The sequence below is a fragment of the Pseudolysinimonas yzui genome (assembly GCF_014653215.1).
Classification (GTDB): domain Bacteria; phylum Actinomycetota; class Actinomycetes; order Actinomycetales; family Microbacteriaceae; genus Pseudolysinimonas_A; species Pseudolysinimonas_A yzui.
The window spans coordinates 567,727-593,577 of the sequence record NZ_BNAI01000001.1 but is presented as its reverse complement, the minus strand read 5'-3'; the positions used below and the strand labels follow the sequence as shown (position 1 = coordinate 593,577).

General features: G+C 69.8%; 23 protein-coding genes. 12 read left to right on the top strand and 11 right to left on the bottom strand.

The window, feature by feature from the left end; translation table 11 throughout:
- Window positions 1–8: 8 nt before the first annotated feature.
- From IE173_RS03010 to IE173_RS02970, 9 genes are all read left to right on the top strand, one after another.
- Window positions 9–917, top strand: a complete 909-nt coding sequence (locus tag IE173_RS03010; RefSeq protein ID WP_229841840.1) for a carbohydrate ABC transporter permease — start codon at window positions 9–11, stop codon at window positions 915–917.
- A gap of 3 nt (window positions 918–920) precedes the next feature.
- The gene (locus IE173_RS03005; protein WP_191281873.1) at window positions 921–1,787 is read left to right on the top strand and encodes a carbohydrate ABC transporter permease; all 867 of its coding nucleotides are present in this window, start codon (window positions 921–923) and stop codon (window positions 1,785–1,787) included.
- Between the two features lie 32 nt (window positions 1,788–1,819).
- On the top strand, window positions 1,820–2,683 hold the full coding sequence (locus IE173_RS03000) for a ketose-bisphosphate aldolase (RefSeq protein ID WP_191281872.1): 864 nt from the start codon (window positions 1,820–1,822) through the stop codon (window positions 2,681–2,683).
- Window positions 2,684–2,712: 29 nt separating this feature from the next.
- Entirely contained in the window at window positions 2,713–3,903 is a 1,191-nt protein-coding gene (locus IE173_RS02995) for an ADP-dependent glucokinase/phosphofructokinase (protein WP_229841839.1), read from the top strand.
- Window positions 3,900–4,874 (top strand): class I mannose-6-phosphate isomerase, encoded by a 975-nt coding sequence (locus tag IE173_RS02990; protein ID WP_191281871.1) that lies wholly within the window; start codon window positions 3,900–3,902, stop codon window positions 4,872–4,874. Before IE173_RS02995 ends, IE173_RS02990 begins: the two co-directional genes overlap by 4 nt.
- A gap of 118 nt (window positions 4,875–4,992) precedes the next feature.
- Window positions 4,993–5,907, top strand: a complete 915-nt coding sequence (locus IE173_RS02985; RefSeq protein WP_191281870.1) for an ACP S-malonyltransferase — start codon at window positions 4,993–4,995, stop codon at window positions 5,905–5,907.
- Complete coding sequence (locus IE173_RS02980; RefSeq protein WP_191281869.1) at window positions 5,907–6,905, top strand: beta-ketoacyl-ACP synthase III; 999 nt, start codon at window positions 5,907–5,909, stop codon at window positions 6,903–6,905. Before IE173_RS02985 ends, IE173_RS02980 begins: the two co-directional genes overlap by 1 nt.
- A gap of 64 nt (window positions 6,906–6,969) precedes the next feature.
- Window positions 6,970–7,218: an acyl carrier protein gene (locus IE173_RS02975; protein ID WP_191281868.1), complete on the top strand. Its 249-nt coding sequence runs from the start codon at window positions 6,970–6,972 to the stop codon at window positions 7,216–7,218.
- A gap of 55 nt (window positions 7,219–7,273) precedes the next feature.
- A complete protein-coding gene (locus IE173_RS02970) occupies window positions 7,274–8,515 on the top strand; it encodes a beta-ketoacyl-[acyl-carrier-protein] synthase family protein (protein WP_191281867.1) in 1,242 nt (413 codons plus the stop codon).
- Window positions 8,516–8,596: 81 nt separating this feature from the next.
- Here IE173_RS02970 and IE173_RS02965 read toward each other — a convergent pair whose 3' ends face one another.
- The 8 genes from IE173_RS02965 to IE173_RS02930 all read right to left on the bottom strand — a co-directional run bounded on the left by IE173_RS02965 (window position 8,597) and on the right by IE173_RS02930 (window position 16,053).
- Window positions 8,597–9,073: a hypothetical protein gene (locus IE173_RS02965; RefSeq protein WP_191281866.1), complete on the bottom strand. Its 477-nt coding sequence runs from the start codon at window positions 9,071–9,073 to the stop codon at window positions 8,597–8,599.
- Window positions 9,074–9,208: 135 nt separating this feature from the next.
- A complete protein-coding gene (locus IE173_RS02960; protein WP_191281865.1) occupies window positions 9,209–9,379 on the bottom strand; it encodes a hypothetical protein in 171 nt (56 codons plus the stop codon).
- Window position 9,380: 1 nt separating this feature from the next.
- Window positions 9,381–9,893, bottom strand: coding sequence for a DUF3145 domain-containing protein (locus IE173_RS02955; RefSeq protein ID WP_373298442.1), 513 nt, complete (start codon window positions 9,891–9,893; stop codon window positions 9,381–9,383).
- 120 nt (window positions 9,894–10,013) lie between these two features.
- Window positions 10,014–11,648, bottom strand: a complete 1,635-nt coding sequence (locus IE173_RS02950) for a bifunctional 3'-5' exonuclease/DNA polymerase (protein ID WP_191281863.1) — start codon at window positions 11,646–11,648, stop codon at window positions 10,014–10,016.
- A 34-nt stretch (window positions 11,649–11,682) separates the two neighbouring features.
- Window positions 11,683–12,093 carry a DUF779 domain-containing protein gene (locus IE173_RS02945; RefSeq protein ID WP_191281862.1) on the bottom strand — a complete coding sequence of 137 codons (411 nt, stop codon included), beginning with the start codon at window positions 12,091–12,093 and terminating at the stop codon, window positions 11,683–11,685.
- A 94-nt stretch (window positions 12,094–12,187) separates the two neighbouring features.
- Entirely contained in the window at window positions 12,188–13,711 is a 1,524-nt protein-coding gene (exaC, locus tag IE173_RS02940; RefSeq protein WP_191281861.1) for an acetaldehyde dehydrogenase ExaC, read from the bottom strand.
- 59 nt (window positions 13,712–13,770) lie between these two features.
- Entirely contained in the window at window positions 13,771–15,090 is a 1,320-nt protein-coding gene (locus IE173_RS02935; RefSeq protein ID WP_191281860.1) for a sigma-54-dependent transcriptional regulator family protein, read from the bottom strand.
- 108 nt (window positions 15,091–15,198) lie between these two features.
- Window positions 15,199–16,053, bottom strand: coding sequence for a DUF1684 domain-containing protein (locus tag IE173_RS02930; protein WP_229841838.1), 855 nt, complete (start codon window positions 16,051–16,053; stop codon window positions 15,199–15,201).
- A 112-nt stretch (window positions 16,054–16,165) separates the two neighbouring features.
- Here IE173_RS02930 and IE173_RS02925 point away from each other — a divergent pair, with 112 nt between their 5' ends.
- Complete coding sequence (locus IE173_RS02925) at window positions 16,166–19,834, top strand: SCO7613 C-terminal domain-containing membrane protein (RefSeq protein ID WP_191281858.1); 3,669 nt, start codon at window positions 16,166–16,168, stop codon at window positions 19,832–19,834.
- On the opposite strand, the gene IE173_RS02920 is transcribed toward IE173_RS02925, so the two are convergent.
- A complete protein-coding gene (locus IE173_RS02920) occupies window positions 19,835–21,364 on the bottom strand; it encodes an FAD-dependent monooxygenase (protein WP_229841837.1) in 1,530 nt (509 codons plus the stop codon). It abuts the gene before it with no gap.
- Between the two features lie 71 nt (window positions 21,365–21,435).
- Between IE173_RS02920 and IE173_RS02915 the strand changes: the two genes are divergently transcribed.
- Window positions 21,436–21,876, top strand: a complete 441-nt coding sequence (locus IE173_RS02915) for a hypothetical protein (protein ID WP_191281857.1) — start codon at window positions 21,436–21,438, stop codon at window positions 21,874–21,876.
- On the opposite strand, the gene IE173_RS02910 is transcribed toward IE173_RS02915, so the two are convergent.
- Window positions 21,873–23,135, bottom strand: a complete 1,263-nt coding sequence (locus tag IE173_RS02910) for an HNH endonuclease (protein WP_191281856.1) — start codon at window positions 23,133–23,135, stop codon at window positions 21,873–21,875. The genes IE173_RS02915 and IE173_RS02910 overlap by 4 nt on opposite strands.
- Window positions 23,136–23,271: 136 nt before the next feature.
- On the opposite strand from IE173_RS02910, the gene IE173_RS02905 reads away from it, so the two are divergent.
- Window positions 23,272–24,453 (top strand): LCP family protein, encoded by a 1,182-nt coding sequence (locus IE173_RS02905; protein WP_191281855.1) that lies wholly within the window; start codon window positions 23,272–23,274, stop codon window positions 24,451–24,453.
- On the opposite strand, the gene IE173_RS02900 is transcribed toward IE173_RS02905, so the two are convergent.
- On the bottom strand, window positions 24,447–25,664 hold the full coding sequence (locus IE173_RS02900; RefSeq protein WP_191281854.1) for an MFS transporter: 1,218 nt from the start codon (window positions 25,662–25,664) through the stop codon (window positions 24,447–24,449). The two genes, IE173_RS02905 and IE173_RS02900, sit on opposite strands and share 7 nt — an antisense overlap.
- Window positions 25,665–25,851: the final 187 nt, after the last annotated feature.

Genomic DNA, 25,851 nt, shown 5'->3' with positions numbered 1-25,851 from the left:
TTCCGGCCGTGAGCACAACGCTCCCCCGCCGCCGGTCGCGCGTGAGCCTCAGCCGTCGCGTCGAGCCGTACGCCTACGTCGCCCCGACATCGGCACTGCTCATCGTGCTGATGCTCGTGCCGATCGTCATGGTGATCGGCTACTCCTTCCTCGACAACGTCATCCTCAACAAGAACCCCGAGGTCGTCGGCTTCGACAACTACGTCGAGGTGCTGACCGACGGGGTCTTCCACACGGCGATCGCCAACACCTTCATCTTCGTGACGGCCAGCGTCGTCGCCCACCTCGTCATCGGCCTGGCGTTCGCGATGATGCTCAACTCGACGCTGCTCGGGCCGCGCATCATCTCGCTCTTCCGCGGGCTGTTCATCCTGCCGTGGCTGTTCACCGCCGCGATCGTCGCCGTTCTCTGGCGCATGCTGCTGAACCCCAACGGGGTCGCCAACTACCTGCTCGCCGCCGTCGGAATCACCACGGGCGACACCGAGTGGCTCGCCGACCCGGCGCTCGCCCTCGGCTCGGTCACCTTCATCAACATCTGGTCGGGCTATCCGTTCTTCATGATCAGCCTGCTCGCCGGGCTCCAGGGCATCCCCGCCGACCTCAACGAGGCCGCCCGGGTCGACGGCGCCGGCCCGCTGCAGCGCTTCTGGAACGTCACCGTGCCGCAGCTGAAACCGATCATCATCTCGATGGCCTTGCTCGACTTCATCTGGACCTCGCAGCAGTTCGCGCTGATCTGGATGACGACGGGCGGCGGCCCGATCATCGCCACCGAGGTGCTCAGCACCTACACCTACAAGCTCGCGTTCGCGAAGTACGAGTTCGCCCTCGCCTCGACGAGCGCCGTGCTCGTGCTGCTGCTGTCGATGGTGCTCGCCATCTTCTATGTCCGTCACCAGCGAGCGAGGGACTGAGTCATGACCACCGTCACCCGCACCCCGCGGCTCTCCCGGAGTTCGCGCCGCCTCGTGCAGCGCATCGGCCTGCTGCTCGGCCTCCTCGCCGGCGCCACCTTCGCCGCCGCACCGGTGCTGTGGATGCTGTCGAGCTCGTTCAAGCCGAACACCCTGATCTTCGAGTTCCCGCCGCGGCTCATCACCGAGGGGTTCTCGTTCGAGGCCTACGGTGCGATCTTCGGCGACCCGGAGAAGATCCGCTTCTTCATCAACAGCTACGTCGTCTCGGGCGCGGTCACGATCGCGACCCTGTTCGTGGCGATCCTCGCCGCCTACGCCTTCAGCCGGTACGACTTCCCGTTCAAGAAGCCGCTCAACGTGATCATCGTCACCGTGCAGGCGGTGCCCCCGATCACGCTGCTGGTGCCCTACTTCGGGCTCGTCGTGACCCTCGGGCTGTTCAACACCTACCCGGGCCTGATCCTCACCTACATGGTGTTCACGCTGCCCTACGCGATCATCATGATGACCGGCTACTTCAACACCATCCCCCGCGAGCTCGACGAAGCCGTGCGCATGGATGGCGCCGGATCGTGGACCGCACTGTGGCGCATCCTCGTGCCGATCTCGGTTCCCGGGATCGTGTCGGTCGGGGTCTACACCTTCATGATCGCGTGGAACGAGTACCTGTTCGCGCTCACCCTGACCAAGACGACCGACATGCGCACGGTGCCCATCGGCATCCAGCTGCTCATGGGTCAGCACTCATATGAGTGGAACGAAATGATGGCGATGAGCATCCTCGGCTCGATCCCTGTTCTCGTTCTCTTCCTCTTCTTCCAGCGCTTCTTCATCGGCGGCCTCACCGCCGGTGCGGTCAAGAGCTGATCCGAAACCACCACCGAACAGGAGAACCAGCAGTGCTCTACACCGGAAAATCCATCCTTGATGTCGCCAACGCGAACAACTTCGCGATCCCGGCCTTCAACATCAGCGACTGGGCGATGTTCACCGGGGTCATGGACATCAGCGAGGAGAAGGCCGCTCCGGTCATCGTCGCCATCCACCCCGATGAGGTCCGCCACGTCACGACCGACCTGATCGCCGCGATCCGCTCGCGGGCGCACCGTTCGAGCGTCCCCGTCGCGATCCACTGGGATCACGGCGGCAGCTTCGAGCAGATGATCCAGGCGATCCACGCCGGTTTCACCTCGGTGATGATCGATGCCTCGCTCAAGCCGTTCGACGAGAACGTCGCCCTCACCCGCAAGGTCGTCGAGGCGGCACACGCGGTCGGCATCCAGGTCGAAGGCGAACTCGGCACGATCGGCGCGAACGACAGCTACGGCGAGTCGGGTGCCGCCGAGATCATCTACACCGACCCGGCGGATGCCGTGCGCTTCGTTCAGGAGACCGGCGTCGACAGCCTCGCGATCGCCATCGGCACCTCGCACGGGCTGTACCCGGCGGACAAGAACCCGGAGCTGCGCCACGACCTGCTCGAGCAGATCAAGGCGGCCGTCGGCATCCCGCTGGTGCTGCACGGCGGATCGGGCAACCCGGACGCCGAGCTGAGCCGTGCGGTGACGCTCGGCATCAACAAGATCAACATCTCCAGCGACATCAAGGTCTCGTACCACGACCGCATGCGCGAGATCCTCGGCACCGACAAGCGGCTCCGGGAGCCGAACGCGATCCAGCCGGAGGCGATCGCGGCGATGAAGGTGACGGCGGCCGAGAAGATCGACCTGTTCGGCGCGGCCGGCAAGGCTCCGCTGTACTGAACCGGTCGGAATAGGGGACGATCGGCGTCGTGGGCGACATCGTGCTCGGACTCGGCGGCACCGTCGATTTCGAGATCCGCTGGGACGCGGCCGAGCTGGAACGACTCGCTCGCGAGTACGGGCTCGGCCGTGACGACCTGTCGACCGCGACGCCGATCGTCGACGAGCGTTCGCTCGTCGCGGTGATCCTCGCCTTTCTGGCGACCGGTTCGGGGGGCGAGCGGTTCGTGGAGTCCTCGGCGATCGTCGAACGCTTCGCCGCCCGCTTCGAGACCGCGGTCACCCTCGGCGGCACCGGGGTGCGGGCGGGGATCGCGCTCGACAGCCTCGGCATCCCGAGCGTGCAGCATCTGGTGAGCATCGACGACAACGTGCGGCGTCTGCTGCCGGCTTCCACCCGCTACATCTCGAGCGCCACGCGCGACACGCTCGACCCGCACGTGATCGTGCAGTTCCCGGCGGGCGCGCGGGTGCGGCTGCGGGATGCCGAACTCGTCGCCCCGCAGCCCAACCGGCTGATCTTCGCGAACGACCCGCCGAATCGCGAGATGCTGCTGAGCGACGAGCTTCCGGCGGCGCTGGCGAAGGCCGACGTCTTCCTCGTCTCGGGTTTCAACACGATGACCGACGGCGATCTGCTCGAGCGTCGCCTCGACAGCCTCGAGGCGGCCCTGCGCAGCCTGCCCGCCGACGCCCTGCTGTTCTACGAGGACGCCGGCTTCTACCGGCGCGAATTCGCGCACATCGCCCGCGAGCGACTGCTGCCCCGCATCGACGTCTACAGCATGAACGAAGACGAGCTGCAGGAGTACGTCGGGCGGCGGGTCGATCTGCTCGACCCCGTCGATGTCGAGCAGGCGCTGCGTGCGGCGCACGCCCTCATCCCGGCCCCGGCTCTGGTCGTGCACACCCGGTACTGGGCGATCGCGGTCGGCCCGGAGTCCGGGCGGCACCGCGGCGCCCTCGACAGCGCCGTGCAGATGGCGGCGACGCGTTACCGGCTCGGCGATGGTCACACCGCGGCGGACTTCGTCGCGACCGCGGCCCTTCCGCGCCACGGCGGCGGAGCGGATGTCGTCGCGCACGTCGAGCGTGAGCTCCCCGCCGTCGGCGTCCCCGGGTACATCATCGAGACCGCCACCCCGACGACGATCGGCCTCGGCGACACCTTCGTCGGCGGATTCCTCGCCGCCGTCGACCGGAAGCGCCCTGCCGCGTGACCGTGCGCCTGCCGTCGAACCGGCCGCCCGAACGCTTCTACCGGGGCGGTGCGCGCATCACGGCCTTCCGGAACGAACCCCCGGCCGGCGAACGGGAACCCGAGGACTGGATCGGGTCGACGACGACGATCTTCGGCGACCCGAGCCTCGGGCTCTCCCGGCTTCCCGACGGCCGGTTGTTGCGCGACGCCGTCGAGTCGGATCCGGTCGGCTGGCTCGGCCACGCGCACGTCGGCCGCTGGGGCGCCGACCTGCGGCTGCTGGTGAAACTGCTCGACGCCGGACAGCGCCTGCCGGTGCACGCCCACCCCGACGACGACTTCGCCGCCCGGCACCTCGGCCACGCGCACGGCAAGGCCGAGGCCTGGTACATCCTCAGCGGCGGCACGGTGCACGTCGGACTGACCCGCGACGTCGATGCGGGCGAGCTGGCGGCACTCGTCGCCGACCAGGACGTCGCCGCGTTGCTCGGGCTGCTGCACGAGGTGACGGTGAGCCCCGGCGATGTCGTGTGGGTGCCTCCCGGGGAACTGCACGCGATCGGAGCCGGGGTGCTGCTGCTGGAGCTGCAGCAACCCGAAGACCTCTCCATCCTGCTCGAGTGGCAGGGGTTCGCGATCGATGGAACCCGGTCCGGCCACCTCGGCCTGGGGTTCGACGCCGCGTTGCGCGCCGTCACCCGCACCGCCCGCAGCATCGACGAACTGCGGGGTCTGGTGCATCCCGCGCCGGCCTCGGGGTCGGTGTTCCCCGCCGCGGCCGACCCCTACTTCCGTCTCGAGCGGATTGTCGTTGACGGCGAAGCCGACGTCGCACCCGGCTTCGCGATCCTCGTCGTGACGAGCGGCGCGCTCGAGATCGGCCGCGAGGCGGCGGCGAAAGGCTCGACACTGCTGCTGCCCGCATCCGATGGAACGGTGACGGTGCGCGGCACCGGGGAACTGCTGGTCGCGCGCCCGCCTGCCCCCTGACGCGGCCTTTCCCCCATCGGTTCTCGGATTCCTCTGTAGAGAACCACCAAGATCCGAAAGCCGCGCCTGTCGGGCCGTCGCACGGCAGACCGGCGCATTTCCGGCAGGATGGTGTCTCGTGAGTGTCGTCGTCGTTGCCCCCGGCCAGGGGTCGCAGACCCCCGGATTCCTCGAACCCTGGCTCGCCGAGCCCCGATTCGCCGAACACCTCGGTGCCCTGGCCGACGCCGCGGGCCTCGACCTGGTGGCGCACGGCACCGTCTCGGACGCCGACACGATCCGCGACACCGCGGTCGCCCAGCCGCTCATCGTCGCCGCCTCGCTGCTCGCCTTCGGCGCCCTCGCCGGGCACCGCGACCGGCTCGCCGGCGTCGCCGGACACTCGGTCGGCGAGTTCGCCGCGGCGGCCGCCGCCGGCATCCTCAGCGAAGCCGACGCCCTCGCCCTGGTGCGCGAACGCGGCACCGCGATGGCCGAGGCCGCGGCGCTCGAGGCGACCGGCATGAGCGCCGTCATCGGCGGTGACGAGAGCGAACTGCTGGCGAAGCTGGATGATCTCGGCCTCTCCCCCGCGAACTACAACGGCGGCGGCCAGCTCGTCGTCGCGGGCGACCTCGCCGCCCTCGCCCAGCTCGCCGGGAACCCGCCCACGGGCGCACGGGTCATCCCGCTGCAGGTCGCCGGAGCCTTCCACACCCGGTACATGCAGCCCGCCGTCGAGCGCCTGCGCGCGGCCGCTGCCGGGGTGACCGTGAACGACCCCGCCGTGACCGTCTGGACCAACAAGGACGGCTCGACCGTGGCATCCGGGGCGGCCTTCGTCGACTTGCTCGTCGGCCAGGTCGCGAACCCGGTGCGCTGGGACCTCTGCATGGCGGCGTTCGAGAAGGCCGGCGTGACCGGCCTCGTCGAACTCGCCCCGGCCGGCGCTCTCGTCGGTCTCGCCAAGCGCGGCCTGAAAGGCCTCCCCACCGTCGCGGTGAAGACCCCCGACGACCTCCCGGCGGCCATCGCCCTGATCGAGAACAGCTGATGACGACCCTGAAGCAGGCCGAAGGCCCGAAGTACACCCGCATCCTGTCGTTCGGCGCCGCCCGCGGCGACCTGACGGTGCCCAACGACGACCTGGTCGGCCCGATCGACTCGAGCGACGAGTGGATCCGCCAGCGCACCGGCATCGTCACCCGCAAGCGCGCGAGCAAAGGCGTGAACGCGATCGACCTCGCCGAGACCGCGTCGAAGGAAGCCATCGCGAAGGCCGGCATCCGTGCCGACCAGATCGGTGCCGTGATCGTCTCCACGATCAGCAACGTCGCCGTGACCCCGTCGATGGCGGCACTGCTCGCCGACAAGGTCGGCGCGACTCCCGCCCCCGCCTACGACGTCAGTGCCGCGTGCGCCGGCTACACCTACGCGATCGCGCAGGCCGACGCCCTCATCCGCAGCGGTGCCGCCGAGTACGTGCTCGTCGTCGGCGCCGAGAAGCTCTCGCAGTACGTGCATCCCGAAGACCGGTCGATCTCGTTCCTGCTCGGCGACGGCGCGGGTGCCGCGATCGTCGGCCCGGCCGACGAGCCCGGCATCTCGCCGACGGTCTGGGGATCCGACGGTTCGAAATGGGATGCCGTCGGTATGAACGCCACCTTCGAGGAGTACCTCGACGGCGAGAAGCCGTGGCCGACGATGCGGCAAGACGGTCAGACCGTCTTCCGCTGGGCCGTCTGGGAGATGGCGAAGGTCGCCAAGCAGGCGCTGGATGCCGCGGGCGTGACCCCGGATGACCTCGCGGCCTTCATCCCCCACCAGGCGAACATGCGCATCATCGACGAACTCGCGAAGCAGCTGAAGCTCCCCGAGAAGGTGGTCATCGGGCGCGACATCGAGACCACCGGCAACACCTCGGCAGCATCCATTCCGCTCGCGACCCACCGGCTGCTCGAAGAGCATCCGGAGCTCAGCGGCGGGCTCGCGCTGCAGATCGGCTTCGGTGCGGGTCTCGTCTACGGCGCTCAGGTCGTGCGGCTGCCCTAATAGACTCGACTCCGGTCATTCGAACTTCCGATCCACCTCACCTGATACCCCAAGGAGAAGCACCATGGCACTGTCCACCGAAGAGGTCCTCGCGGGCCTCGCCGAGCTCATCAACGACGAGACCGGCATCGCGACCGACAGCGTGGAGCTCGACAAGTCGTTCACCGACGACCTCGACATCGACTCCATCTCGATGATGACGATCGTCGTCAACGCCGAAGAGAAGTTCGACGTGAAGATCCCCGACGAAGAGGTCAAGAACCTCGTCACCGTCGGCGACGCCGTCACCTTCATCGTCAACGCCCAGGGTTAGTCATCCGGGTGGGGGCTCAGGCCCCCGCCCTGTCTTACGAAACACGGGAAATCGAATGACCAAGCGAATCGTCGTCACCGGTATCGGCGCATCCACCCCTCTCGGTGGGACCGCCCCGGACACCTGGACCGCCCTCCTCGCCGGAGAGTCGGGTGCCAACTCGCTCGATTACGAGTGGGCGAGCATGTACGACCTGCCGGTCACCTTCGCCATGGAGGCGAAGGTGCGGCCGTCGGAGGTGCTCGAACGCGTCGAGACCAAGCGCCTCGACCCGTCGAGCCAGTTCGCCCTCATCTCCGCCCGGGAGGCGTGGGCCGATGCCGGCGCCCCCGACATCGACAAGACCCGCATCGGCGTCGAGTACTCCACCGGCATCGGCGGCCTCTGGACGCTGCTGGACGCCTGGGACACCCTCCGCGAGAAGGGGTCGCGTCGCGTTCTGCCCATGACGGTGCCGATGCTCATGCCGAATGCGGCATCCGCTGCCGTGTCGATGGATCTGGATGCCCGCGCCTTCGCCCGTACCGACGTGTCGGCGTGCGCCTCGAGCACCGAAGCCATCGCGAACGCCTACGACCACCTGCAGCAGGGCTACGCCGACATCATCCTCGCCGGCGGCACCGAGTCGTGCGTGCACCCCATCACCCTCGCCTCGTTCTCGTCGATGCAGGCGCTCTCGCGGCGCAACGACGAGCCGACGAAGGCGTCGCGTCCCTACGACCGCGACCGCGACGGCTTCGTGATGGGTGAAGGCGCCGCGACGCTCGTGCTCGAGACTCTCGAGCACGCCCAGGCGCGCGGCGCGAAGATCTACGCCGAGATCGCCGGCGGCGGCGTGACGAGCGACTCGTACCACATCACCGCTCCCGACCCCGAAGGTCGCGGCGCCGCGCGTGCGGTGTTCGCCGCCCTCGCCCAGGCCGGTGCGACGGTGGATGACGTCACCCACATCAACGCGCACGCCACCAGCACCCCGGTCGGCGACATCGCCGAGTACAAGGCGCTGCTCGCCGTCTTCGGCGACCGCGTGCACGAGATCCCGGTGTCGGCCACGAAGGGCGCTCACGGGCACCTCCTCGGCGGCACAGGAGCCCTCGAGGCGCTCATCACGGTGCTCGCGGTGCAGAGCCGCACGGCGCCGCCGACGATCAACCTCGACAACCAGGATCCCGAGATCCCGTTGTTCGTTCCCACGGCTCCGCACGCCCTCGGCGACGGCCCGCAGCTCGCGATCACCAACTCGTTCGGCTTCGGCGGCCACAACGCCGTCGTCGCGATCCGCTCCTACGAGGGCTGACCGCTCGCAACTCTTCCCGGGGAGCCCCGGCGTCTGCACTCCCGTGGATACCGGGGTTCCTGGGCCAGAGTTGGAGCCGGGTCAGAGGCGCTGCCGCCTGTCGATCAGCCGAAGGTCGTCGTTCTTGCGCGACCGCGGCGGCACCGGGGCGTCCCCCCGCGAGAGCCGGATCGACGAGTGCAGGTAGAACACCGCGATCGGCGCGCTCGAGGCGAGGTACCACCACGCAAGGGGGTCGACGGGATCGGGATAGGGGAAGAAAAAACCCACCAAGGCGAGCGCGAAGAACGCGAAGAGCACAAACCCCATGGCGGGTCTGCCTGTCGCACGCCACCAGACGCGCGGGGGCTCAACGGCTTCACCGCGCGCCCGGAACGCGCGGCAGCCCACCCCGACGACGACGAAACCGAGCACCAGATCGACGGTCAGAACCGCGACGTCGGGAAGGCGCATCTGTTCGAGCGACCACCGCACCAAGGCCGGGACCAGTATCCAGGCGACGAGCACGTAGGCGACCTTCGCCCAGACCTCGGTGATGCGAAACGGCTTCCAGCGCACGGACTCTCCCTGACTCGAGTGGGTCCATCCTGGCGGAAGTTGGACGACTGTTTGCCCAAGAACGGGGTCTCGCGGGGGCGAATGAGCCCGTTCTCGGGCAAACAGCCGATTGGGGGGTCTGGAGTTGTGGGGATCTCAGCGGATGGGGAGGCAGCCGTCGTGCGCGGCGCACTCCCCTTCACCCTCGGCACCGAGGGGGGCGAGGGCGGAGGTGTCGAGGATGACGTCGGCCGTCAGGATCTCGGCGACCTCCTCGTGGAGGATGTGGGTGGTCACGGGGGTGCGCATGCCGGCCGACTCGCGCATCTCAGCCCACCTTGTGGAGCCAGATGACCGGCGACTCTTCGGAGGCGAGCCGGAACGACTCGAGTTCGTCGTCCCAGGCCTGCCCGAGGGCGAGGCGCAGTTCGCGGTGCAGTTCGAAGGCGTCCGACCCGGCTGACTCCATGGCCGCACGCACCCGGTCTTCGGGAACGACCATGTTGCCGACGGTGTCGGTCTGCGCGTAGAAGATGCCGAGGTCGGGGGTGTGCATCCAGCGGCCGCCGTCGGTGCCGAGGCCGGCGTCCTCGGTGACTTCGTAGCGCAGGTGCTCCCAGCCACGCAGGGCGGATGCCAGAGCGGCGCCGGTGCCACGATCGCCTTCCCAGAAGTACTCCGTGCGGAACGCGCCCTTGAGAACGGGCTGGTCACGCCAGTCGAAGTTGACGGCGCGCCCGAGAGCGCGGCCAGCCGCCCACTCGACGTGGGGGCGCAACGCGCTGGGCGCGGAGTGGATGTAGACCACTCCGCGTGCGATCTTCGATTGCACAGCAGCCACTTCTCTCTCCATTCGTCAGGATGCGACTTCCCCATCGACCTGCTGAATGGCGAGATATGACTCAAGGGCGATTATGCCCGAGGATTGCCCGGAATCACAAGCATGTGATTCGGCAATCCGCTATTTGGCATCCGAGTACCGGTCGACGATCGCGACCGACACCGCGAACTCCACCGGCACTCCCCCGAACAGCAGCCGCCCCGCTTCGGCCGCCGATTCGCGCATCGCCGCAGCGACTTCCTCCGCCAGCCCAGCCGGCGTGTGCACGATCAACTCGTCGTGCAGGAAGAACACCAGGTGCGGCTTCTCGACCAACGACCCGCCACCGAGACTCCACAGCCGCCGCCGCAGCGACCCCATCCAGCACAGCGCCCACTCGGCCGCCGTCCCCTGTACGACGAAGTTGCGGGTGAAGCGCCCCCACGCGGCGGCGCGCTGTTGCGTGCGGCGTTTCTGCACCTCGGATGCGGTCTCGTCGTACCCGAGCCCCTCGCCGGGCGGCGACGACCGCCCGAGCCAGGTGGAGACGACATCGCCGTGCTCCCCCGCCCGCGCGGCGGCTTCGACGAACGCCATCGCCGCCGGGAACGCCTTCTCGATGCGCGGCCGCATCCGCCCGCTCTCGCCGGTCGTTCCCCCGTAGATCGCGCCGAGCATCCCGTACTTCGCCTGTTCGCGGGTCTCGACAGCACCGGTGTCGACCATGCCCTGGTACATGTCGCTCGCCTGGCCCGCCTTCGCCATCGCCCGATCGCCCGACATCGCGGCGAGCACCCGCGGTTCGAGTTGCGACGCGTCGGCGACGACGAATCTCCATCCCGGGTCGGGCACGACGGCCGAGCGCACCTGTTTCGGCAGCTGCAGCGCTCCCCCGCCGTCCGATGCCCAGCGCCCGGTCACGACGCCCCCGGGCACGTACACCGGGCGGAAGCGCCCGTCGCGCACCCACTCCTCGAGCCAGTGCCAGCCATTCGCGCTCAGCAGCCGCGACAACGACTTGTACTCCAGCAACGGCTCGACCGCGGGGTGGTCGATCTCGCGGATCTCCCATTTGCTGGTCGACTCGACCCGGAATCCGGCGTTCTGCAGCGCTTTCAGCAGGTCCTGCTGCGAGTCGGGGTTGAGGGCGGGCGCGTCGAGCAGCTCGCGCAAGCGGTCGGCGAGGGCGTCGAGCCGGGCCGGCCGGCCCCCGGGGATGCGCGGGCCGAGGATCTCGGTGAGCACCCGGTCGTGCTCCTCGACGCTCCACGGCAACCCGGCGAAGCGCATCTCGGCCGCGACGAGTGCCCCGACGCTCTCGGCGGCGAGCAGCAGCCCGAGCCGACCGTGGTCGGCGGCGCCGGCCACGGCATCCCGCTGCCGCCGCCACTCCGCGATCGGGTCGGCATCGTCGGCCGGGCCCTCGAGGTCGAAGAGCGCATCGGATGTCGTGGCAGCTCGGGCGGGCGGTGGGGCGTCCCAGGAGTCACGGGCGGCGGTCGCGAGGGCCGAGGATGCCGCAGCCGCCGAGTTGCGCAGGATCGTGTGGCACAGCCGGAGGTCGACGCAGCGGTCGACCCGCACGCCCGCGGCGAGCAGCTGCGGATACCACCGCGAGGTGTCGCCCCACACCCAGCGCGGCCGTTCGGGTTCCCGTGCCGCGACCCAGGCCGCAAGGTCGGCCTCGGCGACGACCGTCTCGAGAACGAGATCGCCGTCGTCGGAGAGCTCCGTCGCCACCACCCCGCGCGAGGTCGAGCGCAGGGCGATGTACACCACTCCAGTCTGCCGGGGGCGGCAGACACCACCGTCACGCGAACGGTTCGCGGGCGTCCATCAGCTCGGAGCGGATGAGAAACCGCACGCCCGTCGGCGCTTCGACCGAGAATCCCGACCCTCGCCCCGGCACGACATCGATCGTGAGATGCGTGTGGCTCCAGTACTCGAACTGCTGCGCCGACATCCAGAACGACACCGCGCGCGTCGGTTCGCCCGAGAGGGCGATGTCGAAGACCCCCAGCAGTACGTCGGCGTCGGAGGTGACGAACTCATCCGCGGGGTAGCACATCGGCGAGCTGCCGTCGCAGCACCCACCCGACTGGTGGAACATGAGCGGCCCGTGGGTGCGCCACAGCGAGCGCAGCAGATCGAGGGCGAACTCGCTGAGCGCGACCCGTGAGCGGGTCTCGCCCGGGCGGGTGATGGCCGAGTGCAGAACCATGGATGCCTCCCTCGGTGGGTGGGACGGCCGGCGAGATGTTGCTCGCCGCCCGCCGGCCGTCCGTCGATGTGCGACGCCGGAGCGCCGCAGGTTCTCAGAAGAAGCCCAGCGGGTTCTCGGAGTACGAGACGAGGAGGTTCTTCGTCTGCTGGTAGTGGTCGAGCGCGAGCGAGCTGTTCTCGCGGCCGATGCCGCTCGACTTGTAGCCGCCGAACGCCGCGCCGGCCGGATAGGCGTGGTAGTTGTTGATCCACACCCGCCCCGCCTGGATGTCGCGGCCGGCCCGGTAGGCGGTGTTGCCGTTGCGACTCCACACGCCGGCGCCGAGCCCGTACAGGGTGTCGTTGGCGATGCGGATGGCCTCGTCGTAGTCCTTGAACGTGGTGACGGCGACGACCGGACCGAAGATCTCCTCCTGGAACAGCCGCATGTCGTTGCGGCCCTCGAAGATCGTCGGTTCGACGTAGTAGCCGCCCGAGAGGTCGCCGCCGAGGTCGACGCGGCCCCCGCCGGCCGCGATCGTCGCGCCCTCCTTCACCCCGATGTCGATGTAGCTGAGGATCTTCTCGAGCTGGTCGTTCGACGCCTGCGCCCCGACCTGCGTCTCGGTGTCGAGCGGGTTGCCCTGCTTGGCCCGCTTCGTGCGCACCAGGGCGTCCTGGAAGAACTGGTCGTAGATGTCTTCCTGGATGAGCGACCGGGAGGGGCAGGTGCACACCTCGCCGCTGTTGAACGCGAACAGCGTGAACCCTTCGAGCGCCTTGCTGTAGTACGCGTCGTCGGCGTCGGCGACATCCTTGAAGAAGATGTTGGGGCTCTTGCCGCCGAGTTCGAGGGTCGCGGGGATGATGTTCGCCGCCGCGTACTGCAGGATGAGCCGACCCGTCGTCGTCTCGCCGGTGAAGGCGATCTTGCGGATGCGGTTGCTCGAGGCGAGCGGCTTGCCCGCCTCGACGCCGAAGCCGTTGACGACGTTGACGACGCCGGGCGGCAGGATGTCGCCGATCAGCTCGATGAGCACGAGGATCGACACCGGGGTCTGCTCGGCCGGCTTGAGCACGACGGTGTTGCCCGCGGCGAGGGCCGGCGCCAGCTTCCAGACCGCCATGAGCAGCGGGAAGTTCCACGGGATGATCTGCCCGACGACGCCGAGCGGTTCGTGGAAGTGGTACGCGACGGTGTCGTCGTCGAGCTGGGTGAACGTGCCCTCCTGCGCCCGCACGAGGCTCGCGAAGTACCGGAAGTGGTCGGATGCCAGCGGCAGGTCGGCGTTCAGCGGCTCGCGGATCGGCTTGCCGTTGTCCCAGGTCTCGGCCACGGCGAGCAGTTCGAGGTTCGCGTCGATGACATCCGCGATCCTGTTGAGGATCGCAGCGCGCTCGGTCGTCGAGGTCTTGCCCCAGGCGGGCGCCGCCTTCTCGGCGGCGTCGAGCGCGGCCTCGATGTCCTCGGCGGTGCCGCGCGCGACCTCGGCGAACGGCTTGCCGTTCACCGGCGAGATGTCTTCGAAGTACTGGCCGCCTTTCGGCTTGACCCAGGTGCCCCCGATCCAGTGCTCGTATCGGGGTTTGAAGGTGATCTTGGAGTCCGGGGTTCCGGGCGGGGCGTAGACGGTCATCGTCTCTCTCCTTGCGACGTCGCTGTCGATCGGCCTCGGCTGAGGCCCGTGCGTCGACGCTAGGAGCGCGGAGGTTGCGCGGAGGTTGCATCCGGTTGCATGGTGTGCCCGACGCGTCCGAGTTCGCGTTCGAGACGTTCGATGCGCGAGAGCACGGAGGCCCGCTTGGGCGACTTCGCGGGCAGCACCCGCAGGCATTCGATCCACACCCCGAGGTCGTAGGCGGCGTCGTCGGTGCGCGCGTAGGCGAGCAGAACGTCGGGTGCGGCGTCGGCGACCATCGCTTCGCGCAGAGTCGCCCGGAGCTCTTCGCGGATGGCGACGATGCCGGGTGCGTCGGATCCGGGCAGGACGGGGCCGAGGTACGACCCGAGCGCGACCTTGTGCGCGCCGCGATCGAGGAAGTCGAGCACCCGGCGGGCGTCGAGGTCGATGGCGCGCGGCAACCGGTAGGGCCGAGAGAGCGGGGCGAGGTCGGCGGGAAGCTCCCGCCGCAGCCGCACCATCTCCGCGCGCAGGGTGACGACGGCATCCTCACGGCCGTAGAGCAGCTCGCTCAGCCGTTCGACGCCCAGACCGGTGCGATGCCAGGCGAGCAGCGTGACGATCTCGGCGTGGCGCGCACTGAGTTCGGTGGTGCCGCCGGTGTGCACGAGCTCGCCGACGTCGCGACCGAGAACGCGCAACTCCGGTCGCGCGACGATCGCCGGTGCGGGCGGCCGGTGAGTCGCGACGTCGTCGAGCCGCTGCACCCTCAACTCGGCCTCTACGGCCGCGACGGCGGCTTCGACGAGCGGCAGCATCGTCGCGTCCGCGGCGGTGTCACCGCCGGTGATGTCGACGACGCCCAGAATCGCGCCGGTGCCCGGCTCACGCACCGGCACGGCGGTGCAGCTCCAGGGGTGCACGACGCGCCCGAAATGCTCGGCTCCGGAGATCTGGATGCCGCGACCGAGGGCGAGCGCCGTGCCGGGAGCGCTCGTGCCGACCGCCGGCTCCGACCAGTTGGCGCCTTCGAGGAATCCCATGCCCTCGGCGCGGCGACGCAGGTCGCGGTCACCATCGATCCAGAGCAGTCGCCCCGCGGAGTCGCCCACCGCGACGATGAGCTCCGCGTCGAACGCGTGCCGGATGAGCAGCTTCTGCAGCACGGGAAGTGCCGCGTGCAGCGGGTGCGCGTTGCGGTACGCGCGCAGCTGCTCGTCGGTCAGCTCGAGGTCGGCGACGATCCGGTCGGCGTTGAGACGGTAGCCGAGCGAGCGCTGCCACGACTCCAGCACCAGCTGCCGCACGGCATCGGCCTCGAGATCGGCACCCGCTCCGACGACGGTGTCGTGAGCGCGCGCGAGCACCCGTCGGTCGCCACCGCTGGCCGCCATCGTCGTCACCTCCGCTCCATCGACGAGGTGCGCACAGCGTATCTCGTCGCCCAGGGCGGTGGACCAGGCGGGCGCGACCCGACCCGTTGGCGGCTACTGCGCGCCGCGCTAACCGTGCAACAGTGAGCCGTCTTTCGCGAGCACGTTCTTCTCGCCGGCTTCGACCGGGATGCCGAAGCGGTTCTGCTTGGGCGGCAGCGGGCAGTTGAACGCGTAGGAGAACGCGCAGGGCGGCAGGATGGCGCGGTTGAAGTCGAGCGTGATGGTGCCGTCGGGGTTGGGGGCGACGAACAGGAAGCGCCCGACGCTGTAGGTGGTGTCGCCGCTCGTCGCGTCGGCGAAGACGATCTGCAGCGCCCGACCGGCCTTGAAGGCGACGAGGTCGTAGTCGACGCCGTCGCGGGTGAAGCGGATGCTGCCGGGGATGACCTCTTCGCGCGGGCTGTGCGTGGCATCCTCGTCGTCTTTGAGGTGCTGGAAGCCCATGGTCGTGCCTTCGGGATTCTCTTCCCAGGCCGCGGTGACGACCCAGTCGGGGTCATAGGGGAAGGCGTCGATTCCGCCGAAGTTCTCGATCCCCTCCGAGTGCGCATCCCATACGCGCAGCGCGTAGCCGCCGCCCGACTGGGTGATGACGGCGCCGCGCACGGCATCGCCGAACACGACCTCCGACGGGGCGGGGTCGTCTTTGCCGCGCACCACGGCCTCGCCGTCGACGAGCGCGCCGTCGACCAGGATGCCGTCGGCCGCGGTCGCGATGACCTTCAGCCCCGACTCCCCCTGCGGAAGGGGTGCCCAGCGCCCCGGAACACCCCAGATCGTCTGCTCGTCGTCGACCAGCTGGGTGACGGTGAGGGCGAGGCTGCCGAGCGGTTGGGTGACCGCCAGCTCCCGACGTTCGTGGAAGTAGGCCAGTTGCTCTTCGGGGGTTTTGGCGGCCAGATCCGTCGGGCTCAGCGTCATGCGGTCCATCCTCACTCAGGTCTCTGACGTACAACCGGGGCGACACGGGCGAATTCCCCAGGCGCGACCGGATGTCGGTCGGCCCACACCCGAGTATCCCTAGACTCCGGGCATGGCGTGGAGTGATGCAGCGGCCAAATACTTGCGCAGTTCGACCTCGTGCCCCCGGTGCGAGCGCGGACCGGTCGGGCCGGAGCACTGCCCTAACTGCGGGGCGATCCTGGTCGGGGAGGTCGCCGACGAGCTGCGCGCCGTCTCGGCCGAGGCGGCGGAGCTGCTGACCCGGCGGCAGGAGATCATCGGGCGGCTCAGCACGAAGGCGGCCCTCGCTCCCCCGCCGACCGGTCAGCCCGCAGCGGCCGCCGCGCCGGCGACCGCGGTCGCGCCCGTGCTGACGGCGGCACCCGCATCCAGTTCGCAGGTCAGCCTGCAGTCGGTGCTCGCGATCGCCGGCGCGGTGCTCGTCGCCGTGGCGATCGTCGTCTTCCGGTTCTTCAACGTCGACGTCGACATCTCGGCGCGACGGGTGGTGATCGCGGTCGTCACGGTGCTCTTCCTCGGTTTCGCCTGGCTGCTCGCCCGGGGACGCCTGACGTTCTCGGCCGAAGCGGTCGGCGCACTCGCGATGGTGTTCGTGGCGCTCGACATCTGGGCGATCTCGGAGATCGTGCCCGAGGGCGTGAGCGGGTGGACCTTCGCCGCGATCGCGACGCTCATCGCCTCGCTACTGACGCTGCTCATCGCCGTGCTGGTGCGCCTGCGGGTCTGGCTCTGGTTGGCGCTCGTCGGCTTGATCTTCGTGCCCGCGTTCTTCGGATACGCCGTCGACGGACCGTGGTCGGCGATCGTCGGCCACCTCGGCGCGGTCGCCGTCGCACTGGTCGGGTTCGAGGTCGCGCGCCGTCTCACCACCCGGTTCGACAGCCCGCTGCTCGCCGACCGGGTGACCGTCACCCTCGGCGCCGCGCTGTTCGGCGCATTCGCCCTCTTGGCGCTGCCGACGGTGGGGTTCGGGCTCGACCGCGTCGAATGGGTGCTCGGCTCAGCCCTCGTCATCGCGGCACTTGCGGCCCTGTGCGGGGTCGCGACCCGAACCCTCGCCCCCGCGGCGTGGAGTGCCTTCGTCGGAGCGCTCGGTGCCCTGGCCGCCGGCATCCTGCCGTTCGCCCTCGATCTTTCGGGCGACGACCAGGCCTGGTGGCTCGCGCTCGCCCCCGCGGCGGCGGCGGTCGGACTCGCCGCCATCGCCCTCATCCCGTGGCCTGCACGGGTGCAGCGCCCGCCGGTGCGTGGTGGAGCCCTCGTCGTCGCGATGCTCGCCGCCGTGCCCGCCGCCCTCGTCGGTATGACGCAGCTGTTCTCGCCGGTCTTCGGGTGGCTGGGGCAACGGTCGATCTTCGAGGCGACCCCGAGCCTGGCGGCGATCGTCGGGCTCGCCGCCGCAACCGTCGGCGTGTTCGCGCTCGCCGTGGCGGTGCGCCGCGACGGTCGGTCGTGGCAGCCCTGGCTCATCCTCACCGCCTGGCTCGCCGCCGCGACCCTCACCGCGGCACCCGCGTGGTCGGGCCTTGCTCCGGTCGGGCAGGCGATCGTCGGCGTCGTGATCGCCGCCGGCATCGGTCTCGTCGTGCTGCTGGTGCCGCGGGCTCGGGACGCCGCGCTGTCGTTGCGTGCCGCGTTCCTGCTGGCGGCTCACGTCATCCTGCTGTTCCTCGCGCTGCTGTCGTGGACCGACGAGAGCCTCACCGTCGCCGTCGGCGCCGCGATCGTCGCGACCCTGGTCGTGCTCGCGATGGCGCTGCCCGCGACGTTCCGGCCGCTCTACGTCGTCGTCGGCTACGGGTACGCGCTCGTTCTGGTGGCACGCGGCCTCGACCTGCTCGGACTCGACACGATCCCGGTGATCGCCTACACGGCGACCGCCGCATCGGTATTCGCCCTCGTCGTCACCCTCGTGCGCCGGGTGCGCGCACCGCTCTGGTACGCGCAGCTCGCGGTCACCGCGGTGCCGTTCGTGATCGGCGTCGCGACGATGATCGCCGAACGCACCTGGGAGACGGCGCTCGCGAACGCCGCGATCTTCGCCCTCTCGCTCACCCTCACCCTGACCCGGCGCCCCGGTCTGACCCGCATCGTGCGCAGCGGGGCGGCGGCTCTGCTGCTGCCGTCGCTCGCGGTCGTCGTGGTCAACGTGATCCCGCGCATCATCGAGACCGGCATCGTGCCCGCGTGGGAGGGCGGCGGCGGAGCCCCCGTCACGCTGCCCGTGATCGCGACGGTCGTCGCCCTCGTGCTGCCGACCACTCCGCTCATCGCCGGCTCGCTGCGGCGCGGTGACGTGGCCGATGCGGACGTGGCATCGGTGCGGCAGTGGATCGAGATCTCGGCGTTCGTCACCGGCGGCATCACGGCGCTGCTCTCGCTCGTGCTCGAGACCCCCGACCTCGGCACCGCGCTGCTGGTGTTCCTCATCATCGGCATCGGCGCGGCCGGGGCGAGCATCTTCGCGAAGCGCCGCTACGGCTGGTGGCTCGCGGCCGGATGCTGGACCGCCGCCCTCTGGTGCGTCTGGGGTCTCGCCGGAATCCGCGATGTCGAGCCGTACGTCTACCCGCCGGCGGTCGCCGCCGTCATCATCGGCGTCGTACTCACCCTGCGCGGTCGCGCCGGCGCCTCCCTCGTGGCGCCCGGTCTGGCGATCGCGATCGCGACCTCGCTCGTCGTGCTCGTCGCGAGCGGGTCGGGAGAGGATGCCGTGCTTCCGTGGCGTGCGCTGGCTCTGCTGGCGGCATCCCTCGTCCTGTTGCTCATCGGCACCGTGCTCATGCGGCGCTCGCTCACCCAAGGCTGGGAGCGCCTCCGCTCGCTGTGCCTCCCCGCCCTCATCGCGTCGATCGGAGCTGCGTCGGCGGGCACCATCCAGGCGGTGCGCTACGGCGTCGAGGCCGACGACCTCGGCCTGGGGCATCCCGATCTGGTCGTCTGGCCGGTGCTGACGTTCAGCGTCGTCGCCGCGATGCTCGCCGCCTCGGCCGGCCGCTCGCTGCCGGGAGCGGGCCGGTGGGCGCAGGTGCCCGCGCTCGTGTTCCTCGTGGTCGGTCCGATCTCGGCGGTCGCACCGGGTGTCGCGCCGATGTGGGTGCTGTGGACGCTCGCGCTCGTGCTGCTGCTGTTCATGCTCGTCACGGTTCTGGCAGCCCTCCGTGCGGCCGACCGCGGGGAAGTGACCATCCTGCCGCCGACCTGGGTGGTGTTCCTCGCCGCCTGGTGCGTCGCGGTCGCCGGCTGGAGTGTGCGCGACCTCAACGTGGAGTGGTTCTCGCTCCCCCTGGGTCTCGCCCTCGTCGGCGCGGGCGCGCTGGTGCTGCGACGTGACCCGGTGGAGCAGCCGGGCACCCTCACGTCGTGGCCGGTCGGGTTCCGTAAGTCGTGGGCGGTGCTCGCTCCTGGCATCGTCGTGACGGTGCTGCCGTCGGTGCTCGCGACCGGAACCAACCCGGCGACCTGGCGGGCGATCCTCGTGCTGACGCTGGCCCTCGTCGCGCTGCTGGCCGGCGCCCTGCTGCGCTACGCCGCGCCGTTCGTGCTCAGCCTGGTGACCTTCGGGGTGGAGATCCTGGTCATCCTCGTGGTACTCGTCGCCGGACGCGACATCGACCCCGTGGTCTTCTACGTGGCGGCGGGCGCGGCGGGAAGCATCCTGATCACGGTCGGGATCTGGTTCGAACGACGCTCGCGGGGTGATCAGGCCAACAGCGCTCGGATGCGCGACCTGCGCTGATCACCCGAGCAGTGCCCGGAAGCGCTCGGTGGCGTCGGCCGACGGGGCGGCGGCCGCGACGAACCCGTCGGGGCGCACCAGGTAGAGCCGCGAGGCGTCGAGCCGGCGATGGATGTCGGGCGGGAAGACGTGCGCGGCCAGCCCCAGTGCCGACGCCGTGGCCTCAACTGCTTCGGCAGCCGCACCATAGCCGTGCACCTGCCAGGTCATCGTGCCAAGCGCGGCGAAGTTGTCGCCTGACCACGCCAGGCGACGCCCGACGATGGGGTGGCGGCGACCGCGACGCCGCGTGCGTTCGGCATCCGACATCCAGTAGTGGATGCGCAGCTGCGCGAGGTAGCCGTAGATGCGCTCGGTGCCCACCAGCCGGGGCATGACCCGCACCGCACCCGGGGCGATCAGCGGCACGACGCGGTCGCGCACGAAACGGGCGAGCCGACTGGTGGAGGTGACCCGGGCGAAGACCGCATCCGTCGTGGTCACCAGCCGTCGGGCGACCGGGCGGCGTTCGGCTTCGTAGCGGTCGAGAGACTCCGGCCCGCGACGACCTTGGATGACGTCGGCCAGTTTGCAGGCGAGATTGTGGGCGTCTTGCAGGCCGGTGTTCATGCCCTGCGCGCCCACCGGCGAGTGCACGTGCGCGGCGTCGCCGACGAGGAAGACCGGTCCGTGGCGGAACCGGGCGGCGAGCCGATGGTGAACGCGGTAGCTCGAGAACCAGGCGGATCGCTCGTACGCGACGCCGAACTCCGCCGTCAGGCGAGTCCGTACGGCGTCTTCGAGGTCGTGATCGGGGGCGCTCTCGTCGACGGTGCCGAGGATGCGGTGATGACCGGGGCCGCCCATCGGGAAGGCGAGCATGAAGTCATCCCGGCTGACCCGCATGTTCATGGCGCCCTCGGCGAGCCCGGCGACGCCGACGGCATCGGCCACGTAGAACCGCAGCGGGTTGGTCGACCCTTCGAACGGGATGCGAAGCAGCTCGCGCACGCGGGAGGATGCGCCGTCGGCGCCGATGCACCAGCGGGCTCGGATCACGACGGGTGCGCCGTCGGGCGTTGCGAGCGTCACCTCGACCGGGTGGTCGGCGCGGTGGTCGGCTCGGGCGTCGACCCGGAGGTCACGCAGGTCGTGCCGCCAGCGCAGGTCGCCGCCGAGACCCAGGTAGGCATCCACCAGGATCCGCTCGTTGCGGCTCTGCTCGAGCACGTGGATTCCCGGGTAGGGCGTGAGGTTCTTGCCGAATCCGGCGAAGCTCACCGGGCGGAAGGTGCGGGTGCGGGAGCCGGGGACGATCTGCGGCGCGGTGTCGCACTCGCGCAAGACCCGGTCGACGAGGCCGAGTTGGGCGTAGATCTCCATCGAGCGGGCCTGCACGGCGAGAGCCCGCGACTCGCGGGTCGGCTCGCTCTTGCCATCGACGACGATGACGTCGACGCCCAGCCGCGCGAGGCACACCGCCGCCATGAGGCCGCTCGGGCCCGCTCCGACGACGAGAACGTCGGTGTCGACTGCTGGAGTCACCGCCACGCAGCCAGCCTCCCACCGGCGCGGGACTTTCGCCCCTCCCGCGAGCTGCGCCGACACTGGACTCTGGGCACATGACAGCGTTGCGCCTGGCCCGCATCGGCCTTCTCATCAGCACGATCCTCGTCGGGGTGACGGCGGTCGCCGGCGGTGCCGCCCTGATCGTCGGCTCGCTCAACCCGTCGCTCGCGACCGTGCTCAGCCCGCCGGTCGAGTACCTCGAGGGGTCACCGTTCAACTCCTACCTGGCGCCCGGAGTCATCCTCGCCCTGGTGCTCGGCGGTCTGCACCTGGTGGTCTTCGTGCTCGTGCTGCGGCGTCACGAATGGTGGGTGCTCGCCGGCGCGGTGGCCGCGTTCGATGCGCTCATCTGGATCTTCGTGCAGATGGTGTTCATCCCGTTCAGCTTCCTGCAGGCGTTCTACTTCGCCTTCGGCCTCGCCGAAGCGGGTCTCGTGATGCTCGCGCTCGGGTTGCTGACCCCGGCGAAGCACCACCCCGTGCATCGCAGCTAGAACGGCGGCGGGTCAGTGGTGCGGATCGCTCCGGTGGGGCTGGTCCAGGTGAGGATGCCGCCGGGCCGCTGCTCGACCTTCCAGCGGGATTCGTCCTTGAGGGTGTGATGTCGCCGCGAGAGGTGGGCGAGGTTGCCGGCGGAGGTCGTGCCGCCCTTCGCCCACTGCTCGGTGTGGTCGAGGTCGCAGAGCCGCGCAGACCGGCCACAGCCGAAGAACCGGCAGGTGCCGTCGCGTAGCGCGAGCCACCGCTTCAGATCGGCGGGCGGTCGGTAACTGGTGCGGTCGACATCGAGAATCGTGGACGACACGGGAGCGGTCAGGATCCGGTAGAACGACGGCGCATGCGCGGTCAGCTTCCGGGCGGTGTCGGCGTCGATCGGGCCGAACCCCTCGAGGGTCGCCGGCTGCTCCGACAGCCCGAGGAGGCTCATCATGGGGATCAGCACCCCCACCGTCGCCCGCGGCTCGGTCGCCGGGTCGCTGCGGCCCGTGAGCATGTCGGCCACCACATCCGCTCGCAGCTGATCCAGCGTGCGCGTCTCGCCGGGCTGTTCGGCCAGGTGGCGGGCGATCGCATCGACCCGCTGCCAGGCCATCTCGCCATCTGACGCGGTGACCTGCGCACCCAGCCACGACATCCCGTCGCGGTCGTTCTCTCGCCAGAACCGCCGGCCCTTCGCCGCCTCGGCATGCCGTTCCGTCAACGAGATCGGGTGAAGCCGCTCGCGCAGGGTGTGCATGCGGCCCGTGAAGCGCGCCGGCGGGAGTGCCGCCCACTCCGCCGCCTTGCTGTCGAGGGCGGCATCCGTCTCGCGACCCTCGGGAAGGGAGTCGAGGGTCGCGGCGACGGTGCGGACGTTCGCCGCCGACACCTCCCCCTCGCGGAACATGGCCCACACCTGCGGTGCCCGGGCGCGCAGCACCTCGGCCTGGTGCGCCATCGCCACGACGGTGCCCTCAGCGATCGACAGGCGCATCGCGATGTCGGCGACCGCGGCATCCATCGCGACATCCAGCTGCCGCTTCGTGGGCTCGTCGTCGAGCACGACATAGATCTCGGGATGCCGGCGGGCCTCGGCCAGCACGTTCGCGATCGACCCCATCTGCTCGGCCATCGACCGCGCCAGCTGCGCCGCCGCGAACTCGGCCCGCCCCAGCTCGAAGTGCACTCGCGTGCCGGGCTGCGACTCATCCCACGGCCGCTCCCACACGTCGACGAGGTCGAATTCGTCGAAGTCAGGCGGGTAGCTGGTCATGACTTCACGCAACCGAGAACCACCGACATTGACCCGTCGAATCGGGTCGAAACCCGCGCTCTCCGACCAACCGTTACCGATTCGTGATCAGCTCGCTCCCAGGGTCGCCCCAGGCGGGTCTGCCTATGGTCAACCCGTGACCGACACCGCGCGCCACGGACGCCTTCCGCAGCGCGGACCGCTCCGCACCACCCTCATCGCCGTCGCGACCGCGCTCGCCGTGCTGTTCGCCAGCACCGTCTCGGTCGCCGCGATCGCCGCCTGGCAGATCTCCACCAGCTTTCAGCCGGGTGTCGACATCCAGGGCGGCGAGGACCCCCCGCAGGTCGGCCCGATCGACCGGCCCGTCAACATCCTCATCGTCGGCAGCGACAGCGGCGAAGGCAACCCCGCCTACGGCGAGCGCGGCGAGAACCTCAACGACGTGACGATACTGTTGCACCTCTCCCCCATCAGCAACAGCGCCGTCGCCGTGAGTTTCCAGCGCGACATGTTCGTGCCGATCACCGGATGCGAGAACGGCAGCCCGGGAACACGCAAGATCAACGAGGCGCTCTACTACGGCGGGCTGGCCTGCGCCGTGACCACCGTCGAAGCGCTCACCGGGCTCGAGATCGGCTACGCCGCGAAGGTGGAGTTCGACGGCGTCATCGCCCTCTCGAACGCCGTCGGCGGCGTCGAGGTCTGCGTCGCCGAGGCGATCCACGACAGCCAGCTCAGCTTCGACCTCGAAGCCGGCATGCACACCCTCGAGGGCTGGCGGGCGCTGCAGTTCCTGCGCAGCCGCTACGGCGTCGGCGACGGATCCGACACGACTCGGGTCAGCAACCAGCAGCTCTTCCTGTCATCCCTCATCCGCAAGGTCAAGTCGGGCGACACCCTCAGCAACCCCCTCACCGTCTACGCGATGGCGAAGGCGGTGGCGAGCAACATGCAGCTCAGCACCTCGCTCAACTCGCTCGACTCGATGGCAGCCATGGCATTCGCGCTGAAAGACATCCCGCTCGCCAACATCGCGTTCGTGAGCTACCCCACCGGCGCGACGACGATGGGCGGCGTCAGCGGCGTCGCGCCCCGCAAGGCCGACGCGAAGATCCTGATGGATGCCATCGCCGCCGACGCGCAGATCGTCGTCACCGGCGATCCGGGCGGTGGCGCGCAAGCGGGTGAGGATGTCGTGGAGACTCCGACACCGGCGCCCAGTGGGTCGGCGTCACCCGCGGAGACACCCGATGAGACCGCGGTCGTGGAACTGCCGCCTTCGATCACCGGGCAGCCGGCGTCGGAGCAGACGTGCACCATCGGGAACAACTACTGACGGCGGCGCCGCGCACGCACGACGAGCAGCAACACGACGAACGACGCGAGTTGCGCCGGCACCGTGATCAGACTCAGGGCGACCGCATTCGGGTAGAGCGCCCCGGCGAGGGCAGCTCCTCCGAAGGTTCCGACACCTTGGAAAACGGCGAATACCCCGTAGGCGGTACCCCGTCGCGCTACGGGAACGAGGTCGGCGACAAGCGCCTTCACCGTTGAATCGTGCACGCCGGTCGCCGCACCCCAGATCACGATGCCCACGAGCACCAGCGCAAACGACGAGGAGAAGGTCAGCACCGGAATCGTCGCGACGAGAATCGGCACGACCAGCAGCGCACCGCCACCGATGCGGTCATATGCGCCGCCCGTGAGGACCGCTGCCAGAGCGGCCGCCGCCATGCCGGCCGCGAACACCACGGGGACCGCGGCGAGACCGACCAAACCGCTCTCGGTCAGATGGAATGAGATCACCCCGAACCCCACGAGTCCGAAACTCGTGAGTGCCGCCGAGATCCCGAACAGGTAGAACGATCCCGGGAGCCGCCCGTTGGCTTCCGCCACCGGAACAGACGGAGTTCTCGTGCCCGCAACGGACGCGAACGCACCCGGATCAGGGACGCGGCTGCGCATCCAGAACAGCAGCACGAGCGCGAAGACCCCTGGGATCGCGAGCACGGCGAGCGCCGGCCACAGCGCGCCTGAGATCGCGATGATGGCAGCCACGAGCAGTGGGCCCGAGAACGCGCCCACCTGATCGAGCAGTTTGTGCACGCCGAACCCGCGACCCCCGCCGACTGCGGTCGCGGCGTGCGCCAACAGGACGGTCTTGGCCGGGCTGCGGATGGCCTTCCCGACCCGCTCGAGGATGATCAGCAGCGCCGCCGCGACCAAGCCGACCGGCCCGATGAAGGGAGTCAGCGCCAACAACGGGATGCAGACAGCGGTCAGCGCGTATCCGCCGATCGCGAAGCCCCAGTACTTCTTCGTGCGATCCACCAGCGGACCCGACACGAGTCGCAACCCGTATCCCGCCGCTTCCGCGCCGCCGGTGACGAGGCCGACCATGAGAGCACTGGCGCCGAGCGAAGCAAGCAAGGGGCCCTGGATGGAACGCGCCCCGTCGGCGACGAGATCGACGGCGAGGCTCACGATGCCGAACCCGATCACGACGCGCCAGGCACCCCAGCGCGGGGTTGCAGGCGGAGGGCTCATGGCAGGTCCAGAGTAGGGCGGACGGGACTTGAACCCGTGACCGACGGATTATGAGCGACCAAGTAGCGCTCCGGGTCGCGCCGGCGACCGCTGGATATCTCTGTGCTTTCAGGCAAGTCGGAAAACACTGAGCCTCCCAGAACCGCCTGGAACGTCTCTGCGATGTGTGCACTCGAAGTGTGCACCT

Bases quoted from the DNA above. Each gene is read 5' to 3' on its own strand.
- IE173_RS02970 (WP_191281867.1), top strand. From the start codon at position 7,274: ATGACCAAGCGAATCGTCGTCACCGGTATCGGCGCATCCACCCCTCTC.
- IE173_RS03005 (WP_191281873.1), top strand. From the start codon at position 921: ATGACCACCGTCACCCGCACCCCGCGGCTCTCCCGGAGTTCGCGCCGC.
- IE173_RS02960 (WP_191281865.1), bottom strand. From the start codon at position 9,379: ATGCGCGAGTCGGCCGGCATGCGCACCCCCGTGACCACCCACATCCTC.
- exaC (WP_191281861.1), bottom strand. From the start codon at position 13,711: ATGACCGTCTACGCCCCGCCCGGAACCCCGGACTCCAAGATCACCTTC.
- IE173_RS02915 (WP_191281857.1), top strand. From the start codon at position 21,436: ATGACAGCGTTGCGCCTGGCCCGCATCGGCCTTCTCATCAGCACGATC.
- IE173_RS02900 (WP_191281854.1), bottom strand. From the start codon at position 25,664: ATGAGCCCTCCGCCTGCAACCCCGCGCTGGGGTGCCTGGCGCGTCGTG.
- IE173_RS02935 (WP_191281860.1), bottom strand. From the start codon at position 15,090: ATGGCGGCCAGCGGTGGCGACCGACGGGTGCTCGCGCGCGCTCACGAC.
- IE173_RS02910 (WP_191281856.1), bottom strand. From the start codon at position 23,135: ATGACCAGCTACCCGCCTGACTTCGACGAATTCGACCTCGTCGACGTG.
- IE173_RS02975 (WP_191281868.1), top strand. From the start codon at position 6,970: ATGGCACTGTCCACCGAAGAGGTCCTCGCGGGCCTCGCCGAGCTCATC.
- IE173_RS02945 (WP_191281862.1), bottom strand. From the start codon at position 12,093: ATGGTTCTGCACTCGGCCATCACCCGCCCGGGCGAGACCCGCTCACGG.
- IE173_RS02930 (WP_229841838.1), bottom strand. From the start codon at position 16,053: ATGACGCTGAGCCCGACGGATCTGGCCGCCAAAACCCCCGAAGAGCAA.
- IE173_RS02980 (WP_191281869.1), top strand. From the start codon at position 5,907: ATGACGACCCTGAAGCAGGCCGAAGGCCCGAAGTACACCCGCATCCTG.
- IE173_RS02925 (WP_191281858.1), top strand. From the start codon at position 16,166: ATGGCGTGGAGTGATGCAGCGGCCAAATACTTGCGCAGTTCGACCTCG.